The following is a 12016-nucleotide window of genomic DNA, read 5'->3' as shown; positions in this document are numbered from 1 at the left end:
ATAATTATCAGTTAATTCATAATGGCTTTATTTTTACATCTTAAACTTTTGATTTAATTGATTAAAATATAAAACTTTAAAATAGTTTGAGTTTAACAAAACTGTTGCTCAACTCTTACTCAATACCGCCGATATAGAAAGAGTTAAAGGGATTTAATCGGAGAACAGCAGTGTCGATATCGTCAATCAACTCAGCAGCAAGTAATGCATACATGGCTCAGGCAAAAGCTAAACAAACGCCCGTTATGGATAAACCGGTTGAACCCAAGCAAGCACAGCCCACTATGCCAGAACCGTTAAAAACAGATAAAGCAGAAGAAGACAGCAGTGTAAAATCGTTTGCTTATGGCGCACTAGGCATGGACAAGCCTAACGAAGTAGAAGAAAACGAAGATGGCGCTTATACCGCAGGCCAAGTGCTTAAAGCCATTGGAACAGTAGGCAGCATCATCGCCATTATGGTGTAAATTATTGGGTTTTAAGCGCCCAAGTTGTTTCTCGGTGTTGCTCTGGGTGACGCGGAACCAAGAATGAGAACGCCAGAGAAGCCACAGCAATAGCAGCGCCAAACCAAAATACTAACGACGGCGAATATAACCAAACAAAACCTAATAGTGCTGGCAGTATTACTGCCGCTATATGGTTAATGGTAAAGCTCACCCCCGCTGAACTGGCAATATCTGCCGGATCGGCAATTTTTTGAAAGTAGCTCTTAATCGCAATCGCCATTGCAAAAAATAGATGGTCGATAATATACAAACCTGCCGCCCACTCTGCTGTTTCTACCAAAGCATAGCCGCCAAAAACGAACACCAAGCCGGTGTATTCAATCATTAATGCTCGGCGCTCACCAATATGACCAATTAGCTGGCCAATTTTACCGGCAAAGATAATGTTCAGAACTTGGTTAGCAAGGTAAAGTAAGGCAATCTCTGATACTGAGTAACCAAACTTTTCGACCATCAAAAAGCCAGCAAACACCACAAAGATTTGCCTGCGCGCGCCGCTTAAAAACACCAAGGTATAAAACAGCCAATAACGCTGGCGTAAAATCAGCCTTTTATGTTGCTCGTGCTCGGCGGTGTAATGCGGAAAACGCAAGGCAATAAACAGTACCGCTAATATGGTAATGCCGCCAAACAAGGCGTACAGCGACACATACTCAAACTCACTGTATTCCAACAATACCCACAACAAACTATAAGCTAATACCGCTGCAGCACCTTTAACCGCAAGCGCTTTCCCCATAAAAGCCGGGGTTTCGGCTTTAGGTATCCATTGTAAAGTAAGCGATTGATTCACTGTTTCAAAATAGTGAAACCCCACCGACATTAAAACGGTTGTAAAATACAAGCCATATACACTGGGGAAAAAGCCGGTAAGCGTAATACCGATAGCCAGCACCAATAAACTGATTAAGGCAAAGGTTTGCTCTTTAAGCACTAACAATACAAAAATAGCGGTAAAGGCCAAAAATCCGGGAATTTCGCGTAGGCTTTGTAAAATGCCAATTTCGCGCCCAGTGAACTGAGCCACTTCAATGGCAAAGTTATTTAGCAATACCATCCAAATCGAGAAGCTAAACGGCATTAAAAATGCCATCATCAACAGCAATTGCTTTTTAGAACGTTGCATCATAATCCTTTAATTCATCAAACAAGCGGGCTTAACTTAGCTCAGAAAATGCCAAACGAAGGCCAAAACCAGCAAACACTCCACCTAACGCGCGGTTTAGCCAGCGTTTAGCCCCTTGGCTGGTTTGCACCCGATGAGAAATAGACGCACTCAACCACGCCAATATATGCCCCCAAATCATCGCATTAAGGTTAAACACCAAACCCAACACAACAAAAGCTAAGGCTTTATTGGGCTCAGCTGCATCAATAAATTGGGGAACAAAAGCCAAGAAAAATAACGCCACTTTTGGGTTTAAACTATTGGTAAGAAAGCCTTGGCGAAATATTTTTGCGTAACCCGTACTACAGAGTTGTTCGGCTTTAGGCTGGCTTTGCTCTTTACGTAAAGCCATTGAAAGCCCCATGTACAAAAGATAAATACAGCCAACCACTTTTAATATGGTAAAGGCAGCAGCAGAACTCGCAAGAATGGCAGAAAGCCCAAATGCGGCAGCACTAATATGTACAAATGTTCCTGCGCCAATGCCAAAAGCCGCTACCGAGCCGGCTTTAAAGCCTTGGCTAGCACTGCGTGCAACAACGTATAGAGAATCGGGACCAGGAATTAGGTTAAGCAGTATTCCCGACACCACAAATAACCAGAAATCATTAATGCCTAACATTGCTACTACTCCGTTAGCTTTGCGCCATGTGGCCTAGCTCACAAGATTAACACGGAGTTTGTTTAATACGTTAAGAGGAAATGCCCATTTAGTTTGGCAAAAACTGGTAGAAAGTTTGGTGAATAGATGGCGATGCCAGCGATAGTACTAAGTATGCTTAACGCTTAAAGGGTTGATGACTGAATTGATAGAAAGCTTAGGCTAAGTGAGTGATGAGAATACCGCTTAGCCGAAGCAATAATTATAAAAATTTAGCCGTTCGACTAAAGATAGAAGGCTTCAACAGTGCCTTTTAGCGTCACCATTAACGGCTGGCCACGACGGTCTAATGCCTTAGGAGACGGAATTTTTACCCAACCTTCGCTAATGCAGTATTCCTCAACATTAAAATGCTCTTTACCGTTAAGCTTAATGCCGATGTCGTGTTCAAACACCTCAGCAACGTGATGCGGGCTACGAGGGTTGCCAGAAAGGCGATCAGGTAAAGTAGGTTGTGATTCGTTATTGCTCATGGCTTGGGCTCAAGGTAAGTAAAAGTGCGTCATTGTAGTCAATATAGGGGAAGCCCTCAACAGCTTAAGCGGGGCTTTGCTGGCTAACACTGCCTCGAAGTCCGATTATATAGAAAGCGTAATACTCATTCCTTCTGGGAGTTGTTTATCTAGCAAGACGGCTGTAATTAACTGATTCCACCGTCGAGGTGAGAGCAATTACCTTGCATAAATTCAGGTGCTAATACCCAGAATGTTACTTAATTAATTACAGAGTGTACGCGATTTAGAATTACCTTTGAGAGAAGCAATACTCTAGCGTGGCCCTTGCGTTCATCAGATCTGGAATAACAACAGCCACTCAAGCGATAACCAGTGGTGAACGCACTAACTTTGTACTTTGGCTATATGGAGACCGTGGACGATTACCACAGCAAAGTGTTAATCCTGAGAACACAAGATGCTCAAGTGCGTTGGACTTTGCCAAACGCTGCTTCTGACAACTTCGCCCCCTTTTAAATCCTAAGCTAAAAGGCATTTTGCGCATACTTGCACAAAACGCCTATCGGTTAGCCTTAGCTACAAACACCAAAAGTAGCGGTGGTTTGCTGCTCGGCCTGCTCAACTAAGTCTGCACAAGACACCTCTTTCGCCTTGAATGCGTCATTAAGATCAATGCGTATCTCAGCGTAAGTATCTAGATTTCGCATTTTGAAAGAACCATTATCAAAGTTGTAGGTATATTGGATCCAAGTGGCATAGGTTTCGCCATTAACGGGGTCGATAATATCTTGAGCTACAAGGTTGCCGCTATCGAAAGTAGACTGCAATTTACCTTCGGTTTGTGCCCAACCAGCATCTTGCTTGAACTCTACGTTAGCTGAATTGTATAAACCGCGTAACATCCGATCTGAAGATGAAATAGTAGAACCAATTTTGCTGCCGTTTTCAGGCTTGCTCATGTCACCTACTGCTTTAGCATTGGCATCGTGCTGTTGCTGCAATGGTGCGTTTGCCATTACTCGCATATGGTCATTTACGCTACCACGGTGCACTTGCATTTCTCCGCCTTCGTTTAGCTCAAACAATGCGATATTACCGGTTTTATCTTGTACTGAAATATGCAAGCCGTGCTGGTCACCATGAATGCCATCGGCCCAAGCAAACTGAAATTGATTAGCTTCAAAAGCTGCAACTGCTTCGTCTACGGTGGCAAAGTTCTCTGCCATAAACGTGGCGGCGTCGCCCCAGTTTACCGCTGGTGCGCCAGTGTCTTGATAGTCTTTAATAAACGCTACCGAATCATATAAATATAGGGTTGATGCCGACAAGCCTTCTGCATTTATCGCTTCACCAGCGGTATCAACAAATACCTTGCGCTCTTCTAAGATCAAGGTTGGGTATTTCACTGTCCAAGCGGCAGCTTTTTGATAAGAAGGTACATCTTTAGTCTCTACTTCAGTGCCTACTGGATGCATAATCGCAACAGTGCCCAATTGCTGGCCCCAATCTAAAGTACGAACTTGCGACACCCCATGCGGCGTATCAAGGGTAATACGAGAACAAGCATTAGCGGTTTGTAAAGCACCAAACGTTACTGCGGCGATAGTTAAAGCAATCATTGATTTTTTCATTTCATCTTCTCTTTAAACTTACCCAATCCTTGGGGAAAATTTGGCCGAAGATCCGGCTACCCATTAGTTTTAGCAAGCTAGCCAATGTTGGCTAAACTTCACTTAACTTGGTGCTAGTAAAACATAAACTTAAGTTAACAATTAACCAGGTTCTTTAAGTTTAACTAATAGGCAAGAAACAACAAAGATGATACAAATGAGGCTAGATTTAAAACATTTTAGAGCTTACGAGGCGACGTTTACCGCTAGCTATTCATCACCAAATACAGGCTTATCCAAAGCGACCCTAACACACACGGCGAACGCGGTATAAAACCAGCCAAAAGCGCTAACTAAAGAGGAAAAAGTGACTAAAGCAAAAACAACAATCAACAACAGTTTGAATGTAAAAATGATGGTACGCATAACCAGTCTTTGCAAAATGCCCGTAGCTAAGTCTACGCGCATTATCTGGAGCCTAGTCGCCGAAAAGTTGCTTTATTGATACTTAACGAACTAACGCGGTAAGTTATTTATTAGAAGCCCTGTTGGCCTCACGGTTTATCAATAAAGAGAAGTAGTCCAAGCTAAACAACTATGCCCTATACAATTGCACACAATTTCTGCCCAGATCTTTGGCCAGGTACAGCGCTTTATCTGCTTGTTGAAGGGTTTCTTTTAGCGCTTGGTTACGTAGGCTGCTAGCCACGCCAAAACTGGCTGTGCAACTAAAGGATTTCTCGCCAACAATGGGAATAATGTGCTTTGATACGCGTTCTCGCATACGCTCGGCGGCTTGCTGCGCTTGTTCGAGCCCAGTGTTTGGCATAGCAATGACAAACTCTTCACCGCCAATGCGCGCAAACAAATCTTGTTCACGGCAAATCGCTTTTACCTCTTTGCTGATTTCCACCAAGCACAAGTCCCCCACTATGTGACCATAGCGATCGTTAATACTTTTAAAATAATCGAAATCGAGCAATACCAAGCTAAAAGGCTGGTGAAGTTTATGCGACTGCTGCAACATGGCATTGCCTTGGGCAAAGAAACAATGGCGATTTGCTAAACCAGTGAGTGAATCGGTAGAAGCTTGTAGCGTGAGTTGCTGTTCATTGGCTTCGATTTGGCGAGCGAAAATGGTTAAAACAAACACCACTTCAATCATGTTCACCAACACTACCGACTGATAAAGCAAATGATTGGTAGCAGCATCTAACTCAATTAGCGGTGTTAAATTGGCTGTATTTTCGCAATATAGAAACAAGCCTACGGAGGCAGCACTCAGCGCTAACATTTCTCGTCGCTGGCGCAACTCAAACAGTAAAAATGCACCGGTTGGCACTAAGAAGTAGTAAAGGTGAAAGCCACTAGCATTGGTTACATACACGTTGGTGCAGATAAGCAGATGTACCATCAGCACAGAAAAAAACCAGGTTTTAGCACCCGATACATAACCTTTAGCCATAAAAGCGATAGTCGCGAGATAGGCTAAGGTGAAACCAAAATTGATTAAAGCTACCTGTGTATTGTCTAACAGTAACCAATAGTTTAACGAATATACACCTGAAATAATGGTGGTAATTAGAGTGATAATATTGGTGAGACGTATACGACTAACGGCTGCAAATGAGTGCCCTTCGGCCCCCACATTTAGTATTTTTTGAATATCCATGTTGTTCTGCTTGCTTCCTTTCCGGCTTCAGACTAACACACAAACAGCGAACAAATTGTGGCAATGTTTATTTTTATAATTAAACAAATAAGCTTAAATTACGGCAATAAATACGCTAAAAGTCAGTAAGATCGCGTAACTGTTTATTTATCATAAACTAAAAACGCCGCCAGATTAGATGAACTTATTTAACATGCCCAAATGATGGAGGTTTAGCACTGCAGGTAAATTGAAGATTCTATTTTGGCATTTCTATAAGTAAATGCCCTTGTTGAGCTTGGCTTAAATCTACTTCGAAGCGTTGTGGAGACCAACCATGAACTTTATCGCGGGCTTCAATGTAAACGATAGAGCCCACTTCTGGATGAGGAACATTGCTCAAGCTGCGAGTAAATGGCTGCTCGTTAACATGGGGGTGAAGCAATTCACGCTCGCCTAATACCGTACCTTTAGCATCTACCACTCGCCACATATTGGCATAATGATCCCAACCGCTATCTTCATGCAGCAAAGAGACATCTACTTTCCAAGTGCGTTGGCCGTCTTGGGTAAACTCTGCCGCGACAATGGTGACATCATTGGCAAAAACCGACGGTACCAACAAGCTGGCGGCTACATAGCATGCTTGAATAAAGCGAGACAAATAAACAGATTGACGTTGCATGAGTAAACCTTATTAGCTGCTGGGCGAGATAGCTAAACCCTAGCAGCAAAGGCAAAACTTGAATAGCAAAGATTTGTAAGAACCCAGCGAGGTTTAAGGGCTAGTCAGCCACAATTCAGCTTGGTCCACTTGGTTCATATCAAAGGCTTTAATGTGCAAGCCAGGGATCAGTTTTCCCTCTAACTCGCTAATGGTTTGTATCCATTGCTTGTCGCACATCACTGCAGCACGTTCAAACTGGCGAATCAGCTTAAACATTTCAGGAATACGCGTAAATTCTACTGCAATGGCACTTAAGGTAGGCAATGCGAAGTCTTCGATACGATAAAGCATCAGGCCGTTATCGATGCCTACTGCTTTGCTACTTAAGTCATCCAAGGCAGCTTTCATCTCTTCACTATCGAGCTTGCCACCAAATTCAATGTCTAAACGATTATCTGCCACTCTAGTTACGGTAAACATGGTTATTCTCCCACAGTTAACTGCACCTTATTGCTTAAACATAAGCCAAAAATGCAGCCTTATTATTGCGCTAGGTCGTATTTTTAAGCGCTTGCGGCAGCCTTTTTTGTCAGCGGTTTAACGGTAGAAAACAGCTAACCAAATGGTTGCGCCCTTGGTAGCTGTGGTAAGTACTTTGTGTTTTTGGTGTGCGGGAATATTCATATAGTCGCCTTTCCCCAGTTCAAGGCTTTTACCCTCTTCAAAGCTAAGGTAGCTGAACCTTCTAGCACTATTACCCACTCATTTTCATCTTGGTCATACCAACCTTGTTCTGGGGAGCTTTGCCCATAAGACACTATTCGCTCAACTCGAACATGTTCACTTTTTAGCAAATCGTTAAAGTGCTCTTGGTTTACATCTGTAGGAAGTTTAGCGAATAGATTAGCCATGATGAGTTGATCCTAGGTAGTGTAAAATGGAGAGTGTGGTGTCAAATAGTGTTTGCGGTGGTTAATTGGAGGGAAACAAGCCAGTCAGCGTTTGCCTAACAATGGCTAATAGTTCTTGTTCGCTAGTAAGCACTTTTGATAACACACTTACCCCCATCAGTAGGCTTTGTAAGGCTAGCGCCTTCTCACGTACATTAATATGATGTAATTCTCCCTTGGTGACCGCTAGATCGAGTAAACCCTCAAAACGTGAAACGTTTTCTAACACCATACTTTGTAGATTCTCGCCCAATGCCTCATCAACTGCCGCTAACTCAGAAACTGAGTTGATCACCAAACAACCACGTGCTTGTGGATCGCTGGCTCTAAAGCGGCAAACATCGGCAAAAAAGTCAGATAATAATCCCAGTACAGAACTCGCCGACTCAGCGTGGTTCAGCACTTGGTCTGGCGTTTTGGTAGCGTATAAATCTAAAGTTTCTAGAAACAAATCTTGGCGAGAGCCAAACGCGTTATAAAAGCTTGAGCGGGTAATACCGAGCTTTTCGGATAAGGCTTTTACTGAGCAGGCCTCATAACCGTTTAACCAAAATTCGTTCATGCACGTTTCTACAGCGACTGCCCTATCAAACTTTATTGCTCTACCCATTTCTGCCTCTGCGCACTTTACTTAATTACTGTTCACTTATGTACAAATTAGCATAGAACCAACCATAAGCTAAACCTACGCATTAGATAAAGAGCCAAATAACAAAAGAGTTTATGTGGAAAATGTAGAGCTCAACCAGGCCGTTTGCAGTGTCATTCTCTTTTATCGCTAAACCCCTTAATCCGTTGCGCCTGCACATTGAGTAACAGTGCTTTGCAAACAACGCTTAACAAACTAATTTTGTTCACATGTGGACAAAACCAATTACCATGAATATAGTGTACATACATGTACATTTTACATGTCTACGCAATTCATCACTGCGTGGTGTGATAGCTAAACAAAAGGATTACCGAACTATGACTGCGTTTTTTATTGCAACAAGCCAAATTAAAGATCCTCAAAAATTTGCCCGCTACGGGCAACAGGCGGCTTCCACACTTTCTGAGTTTCAGGGAGAGTTGGTGATTAAAGGTAAGTTTTCAGAAGCGCTTGCAGGAACAGCCGAACATGATGCAGTAGGTGTGATTAAGTTCCCCACTATGGACGCCCTGCAAAATTGGTATAAAAGTGACAACTACCAAGCCCTTATTCCCTTGCGCGAAGAAGCAGTAAATATGAATATTAGCACCTACGCGGTACCCGCATAACCGACTCATAATTGGCCGATTAATCATCGGCCAATTATTTAACCTCTGTTAGCCTTAGCGCTGTCTGCTTAGCGTGCTCTCTAAATTGCTTAATAAAAAAAACCTTGAGAAAAAGAATGAAAGGCGTAACATCAATCGCAAATCGACGATTGACTATATATAAACCAACACCGAGTGATTTATGACAACAGCACGCCACAAGGCCAGTAGCCAAGCGTTTTCTACAAGCGAACAACAATTAGCTCAAGAACAGCAATTTGCTGCTTGGTCTAAAGCTTTAGCACACCCTGCGCGAGTAAGAATATTATCAATTTTGATTAACTTAGATAAATTAGGTGGCTGCCTGAATAGTGATTTAGTCTCACAGCTAGGTTTGGCGCAATCTACCGTGTCGGAGCATTTACGCATTCTTAAGCAAGCTGGGTTTATTAACGCAGAGCCTATGCCGCCTAAAATGTGTTATCGAGTAAATCACGGCACACTGACAGCATATAAAGAATTACTGAATACTCTCACTGGTTAAGAGCTGATCAGTTCGACCAATTTGCTCTTTATTACAAATAAATCAATCGCTATTCGACGAATAACGAAAGTACGAGTAAACCACTTAACTCACAACAGGTTTAACCATGAATACAAAACCCGACCAACCTACTCTTAGCTTTTTAGACCGCTACCTCACCCTATGGATTTTTGTTGCCATGGCAGTAGGTGTAACAATTGGCGTGGCCTTTCCACAGGTTGTAGAGCTGAATGAAGCCATGTCGGTAGGCAGCACCAATATTCCTTTAGCTATTGGCCTCATTTTGATGATGTATCCACCGTTAGCGAAAGTGAATTACCGCTTGCTAGGCAAGGTGGCTAAAGACAAACAAGCCATAAAGCTCTCGCTCATTATGAATTGGATTGTTGGGCCTATTTTAATGTTTAGTTTGGCGCTGATCTTTTTAGGCGACCACCCAGGATACATGGTGGGCATTATTCTTATTGGCCTCGCCCGTTGTATCGCCATGGTATTGGTATGGAATGATATTGGTGGCGGCAATAAAGAATACGGCGCAGCCTTAGTGGCATTAAATAGCCTGTTCCAAATTGTTACCTACAGCTTTATGGCGTGGTTGTTTATTACCGTATTACCGCCGTTGTTTGGGTATCAAGGCATGGCCGTTGATATTTCAATGTTAGAGATTGCTAGCAGCGTATTGATTTACTTGGGCATTCCTTTTCTAGCAGGCTTTTTGAGTCGCGAAATTTTGGTTAAAGCTAAAGGTGAGCAGTGGTATAACGAGGTATTTATTCCTCGTATTTCGCCAATTACCTTAGTCGCTTTGCTCGCCACCATTGTGCTGATGTTCAGCCTTAAAGGCGAAATGATTGTAGAGCTGCCGATGGATGTTGTACGCATTGCGATACCGCTGGCGATCTACTTCGTATTAATGTTCTTTGCCAGCTTTATGGTGGGCAAAAAAATGGGCATTCCTTACGACAAAAACGCCTCTATTGCTTATACCGCTACTGGTAATAACTTCGAATTAGCCATCGCGGTATCTATTGCTGTATTTGGTATTAATTCAGACCAAGCTTTTGCTGGCGTGATTGGTCCGCTGATTGAAGTGCCAGTATTGATTGCATTAGTGAACATCGCGTTGCGTATGAAAAAACGCTACCCGCTCACGGCTAGCTAACGCAAAGGCTTGGCTTTATTAGGCTCTGGTTACTTTGCTTGAGCCTTCTGTATGTTCTTCATGTCACTAATCAAACTGCGGTATGCTTTAAGAAACAATAACGCTGCGAGTAAAAATTATTATGACGTTTTCTAGATTGTTATTTGTATTAACTTGCTTAGCATTTAGTCAGAGTGTAAGCGCAACGCCTGCACCAAAAACAGATAAGGTTGTTTCAATAGTCTTAGAGCAGCCGGCAGCCCAAGAGCAAGCAAGCTATGAGCTTATTAAACACAGTGAAGTTAATCAGCAATTCGAGCGTTTGTTAGAGCAACATTTTCCCTTTGAACATGCTGTTACGCTGCAATACGGCAGCAGCGATGGGCCACTGTATGATCCCGAGCAACACACCATTTTCATCCCCTACTCTTTTGTTAGTGAATCTCTGCAGTTTTTCACCAACAATAACTACGCCGAGCAGCAAGGCGTTTCCGCTGAAAAGGCCGCCTTAGATACGCTATTACATACCCTATTGCACGAGGCCGCCCACGCTTATATTGCAGACCAACAGATTCCAATATTGGGCAAAGAAGAAGATGCAGCCGATAATCTGGCAACGTTAATGTTGTTGAATTATGTTGAGCACGGCGATGATATTGCGATTAGTGCCGCTGATATGTTTGCCTTTGAATCGGATGAAAAACCCAGATATTACGAAATGAGCGAATACATCGCCGAGCATAGCTTTGATTTACAACGTTACTTTTCCACCCTTTGCTTGGTATATGGTTCAGATCCCGAGCGCCATAAGCAGCTATTAGATGAAATAGAAAAAGACTACCAAGCAGAGCGAAAAGAGTTTTGTATTTATCAGTTTGAGCAAAGTAACTATGCATGGCATTACTACTTGGCTCAGCCTTAAGTTTACTCGGTGTTGGCTAACACCGCTTGAATAGCCGATAAACCTTTAAGCACTTGAGCTAAACCCTCACTCCCTATTTCTGTAGTGAGTTTATTGTCTAGCTCAACCAACAGTAACCTAGCGTCGGCCATCAACAACTCGCCTTGCGTAGTAAACACTATTTGCTTTTGCTTACCCACGCCATCGGTTTGCTCTAAATAGCCCTTTAAGCATAAATCTTTCACTGTTTTAGCCACCATTTGTCGGCTAACACCTAAGTTTCGAGCAATCTCAGAACCGTAGTTAATACCGCACTCTAAGGCACTTAAGAAGTGCAGAGTATTTGGCGTGATTGAGAGATAACCTTTGCCCGTCAATGCTGTACACAAGTAATGACCCGCTAAATCTTGAACCTTAGCACCCGTCATAACCAACTGTAGCGAGCGGCTGTCTACCATTGCCACGCCTTTATTTGTCAACCTTGTTGACATAGTCATTTCCTCTCACTAGGCTTATGTCA

Annotated in this window: 16 protein-coding genes; 5 read left to right on the top strand and 11 right to left on the bottom strand. The window is 42.9% G+C overall.

Annotated elements, in window-relative coordinates; all coding sequences use genetic code 11:
- The first annotated feature begins 170 nt into the window (after positions 1–170).
- Entirely contained in the window at positions 171–467 is a 297-nt protein-coding gene (locus ACLD71_RS14470; protein WP_137675095.1) for a hypothetical protein, read from the top strand.
- A gap of 1 nt (position 468) precedes the next feature.
- Here ACLD71_RS14470 and ACLD71_RS14465 read toward each other — a convergent pair whose 3' ends face one another.
- From ACLD71_RS14465 to ACLD71_RS14420, 10 genes are all read right to left on the bottom strand, one after another.
- A complete protein-coding gene (locus ACLD71_RS14465) occupies positions 469–1635 on the bottom strand; it encodes an MFS transporter (protein ID WP_137675134.1) in 1167 nt (388 codons plus the stop codon).
- Positions 1636–1666: 31 nt separating this feature from the next.
- Entirely contained in the window at positions 1667–2299 is a 633-nt protein-coding gene (locus ACLD71_RS14460; RefSeq protein ID WP_411991128.1) for a LysE family translocator, read from the bottom strand.
- Positions 2300–2562: 263 nt separating this feature from the next.
- Positions 2563–2811 (bottom strand): DUF3297 family protein, encoded by a 249-nt coding sequence (locus tag ACLD71_RS14455; protein WP_137675097.1) that lies wholly within the window; start codon positions 2809–2811, stop codon positions 2563–2565.
- Between the two features lie 554 nt (positions 2812–3365).
- Positions 3366–4424, bottom strand: coding sequence for a linear amide C-N hydrolase (locus ACLD71_RS14450; RefSeq protein ID WP_411991127.1), 1059 nt, complete (start codon positions 4422–4424; stop codon positions 3366–3368).
- A gap of 249 nt (positions 4425–4673) precedes the next feature.
- Positions 4674–4871, bottom strand: a complete 198-nt coding sequence (locus ACLD71_RS14445) for a hypothetical protein (RefSeq protein ID WP_137675099.1) — start codon at positions 4869–4871, stop codon at positions 4674–4676.
- Between the two features lie 127 nt (positions 4872–4998).
- Positions 4999–6075: a GGDEF domain-containing protein gene (locus tag ACLD71_RS14440; protein WP_411991126.1), complete on the bottom strand. Its 1077-nt coding sequence runs from the start codon at positions 6073–6075 to the stop codon at positions 4999–5001.
- A gap of 238 nt (positions 6076–6313) precedes the next feature.
- Positions 6314–6739: a hypothetical protein gene (locus ACLD71_RS14435; RefSeq protein ID WP_411991125.1), complete on the bottom strand. Its 426-nt coding sequence runs from the start codon at positions 6737–6739 to the stop codon at positions 6314–6316.
- A gap of 93 nt (positions 6740–6832) precedes the next feature.
- Entirely contained in the window at positions 6833–7201 is a 369-nt protein-coding gene (locus tag ACLD71_RS14430; protein ID WP_411991124.1) for an STAS/SEC14 domain-containing protein, read from the bottom strand.
- 200 nt (positions 7202–7401) lie between these two features.
- Entirely contained in the window at positions 7402–7632 is a 231-nt protein-coding gene (locus ACLD71_RS14425; RefSeq protein ID WP_373681419.1) for a cupin, read from the bottom strand.
- Positions 7633–7693: 61 nt separating this feature from the next.
- Positions 7694–8281 carry a TetR/AcrR family transcriptional regulator gene (locus tag ACLD71_RS14420; RefSeq protein WP_137675103.1) on the bottom strand — a complete coding sequence of 196 codons (588 nt, stop codon included), beginning with the start codon at positions 8279–8281 and terminating at the stop codon, positions 7694–7696.
- A 359-nt stretch (positions 8282–8640) separates the two neighbouring features.
- Between ACLD71_RS14420 and ACLD71_RS14415 the strand changes: the two genes are divergently transcribed.
- From ACLD71_RS14415 to ACLD71_RS14400, 4 genes are all read left to right on the top strand, one after another.
- Positions 8641–8931 carry a DUF1330 domain-containing protein gene (locus ACLD71_RS14415; RefSeq protein ID WP_411991123.1) on the top strand — a complete coding sequence of 97 codons (291 nt, stop codon included), beginning with the start codon at positions 8641–8643 and terminating at the stop codon, positions 8929–8931.
- 181 nt (positions 8932–9112) lie between these two features.
- Complete coding sequence (locus ACLD71_RS14410) at positions 9113–9454, top strand: ArsR/SmtB family transcription factor (protein ID WP_411991122.1); 342 nt, start codon at positions 9113–9115, stop codon at positions 9452–9454.
- Positions 9455–9560: 106 nt separating this feature from the next.
- The gene (gene arsB, locus ACLD71_RS14405) at positions 9561–10616 is read left to right on the top strand and encodes an ACR3 family arsenite efflux transporter (RefSeq protein ID WP_411991121.1); all 1056 of its coding nucleotides are present in this window, start codon (positions 9561–9563) and stop codon (positions 10614–10616) included.
- Positions 10617–10737: 121 nt separating this feature from the next.
- The gene (locus ACLD71_RS14400) at positions 10738–11517 is read left to right on the top strand and encodes a DUF4344 domain-containing metallopeptidase (protein ID WP_411991120.1); all 780 of its coding nucleotides are present in this window, start codon (positions 10738–10740) and stop codon (positions 11515–11517) included.
- 2 nt (positions 11518–11519) lie between these two features.
- Here ACLD71_RS14400 and ACLD71_RS14395 read toward each other — a convergent pair whose 3' ends face one another.
- Positions 11520–11987 (bottom strand): MarR family transcriptional regulator, encoded by a 468-nt coding sequence (locus tag ACLD71_RS14395; protein WP_411991119.1) that lies wholly within the window; start codon positions 11985–11987, stop codon positions 11520–11522.
- Between the last annotated feature and the right edge of the window lie 29 nt (positions 11988–12016).

The sequence above is a fragment of the Agarivorans sp. DSG3-1 genome, assembly GCF_046774965.1.
Lineage (GTDB): Bacteria > Pseudomonadota > Gammaproteobacteria > Enterobacterales > Celerinatantimonadaceae > Agarivorans.
Note: the sequence above shows the minus strand (reverse complement) of the source record. Positions and strands in the feature narration are given on the sequence as shown.

Bases quoted from the DNA above. Each gene is read 5' to 3' on its own strand.
- ACLD71_RS14465 (WP_137675134.1), bottom strand. From the start codon at position 1,635: ATGCAACGTTCTAAAAAGCAATTGCTGTTGATGATGGCATTTTTAATG.
- ACLD71_RS14460 (WP_411991128.1), bottom strand. From the start codon at position 2,299: ATGTTAGGCATTAATGATTTCTGGTTATTTGTGGTGTCGGGAATACTG.
- ACLD71_RS14455 (WP_137675097.1), bottom strand. From the start codon at position 2,811: ATGAGCAATAACGAATCACAACCTACTTTACCTGATCGCCTTTCTGGC.
- ACLD71_RS14450 (WP_411991127.1), bottom strand. From the start codon at position 4,424: ATGAAAAAATCAATGATTGCTTTAACTATCGCCGCAGTAACGTTTGGT.
- ACLD71_RS14445 (WP_137675099.1), bottom strand. From the start codon at position 4,871: ATGCGCGTAGACTTAGCTACGGGCATTTTGCAAAGACTGGTTATGCGT.
- ACLD71_RS14440 (WP_411991126.1), bottom strand. From the start codon at position 6,075: ATGGATATTCAAAAAATACTAAATGTGGGGGCCGAAGGGCACTCATTT.
- ACLD71_RS14435 (WP_411991125.1), bottom strand. From the start codon at position 6,739: ATGCAACGTCAATCTGTTTATTTGTCTCGCTTTATTCAAGCATGCTAT.
- ACLD71_RS14430 (WP_411991124.1), bottom strand. From the start codon at position 7,201: ATGTTTACCGTAACTAGAGTGGCAGATAATCGTTTAGACATTGAATTT.
- ACLD71_RS14425 (WP_373681419.1), bottom strand. From the start codon at position 7,632: ATGGCTAATCTATTCGCTAAACTTCCTACAGATGTAAACCAAGAGCAC.
- ACLD71_RS14420 (WP_137675103.1), bottom strand. From the start codon at position 8,281: ATGGGTAGAGCAATAAAGTTTGATAGGGCAGTCGCTGTAGAAACGTGC.
- ACLD71_RS14415 (WP_411991123.1), top strand. From the start codon at position 8,641: ATGACTGCGTTTTTTATTGCAACAAGCCAAATTAAAGATCCTCAAAAA.
- ACLD71_RS14410 (WP_411991122.1), top strand. From the start codon at position 9,113: ATGACAACAGCACGCCACAAGGCCAGTAGCCAAGCGTTTTCTACAAGC.
- arsB (WP_411991121.1), top strand. From the start codon at position 9,561: ATGAATACAAAACCCGACCAACCTACTCTTAGCTTTTTAGACCGCTAC.
- ACLD71_RS14400 (WP_411991120.1), top strand. From the start codon at position 10,738: ATGACGTTTTCTAGATTGTTATTTGTATTAACTTGCTTAGCATTTAGT.
- ACLD71_RS14395 (WP_411991119.1), bottom strand. From the start codon at position 11,987: ATGTCAACAAGGTTGACAAATAAAGGCGTGGCAATGGTAGACAGCCGC.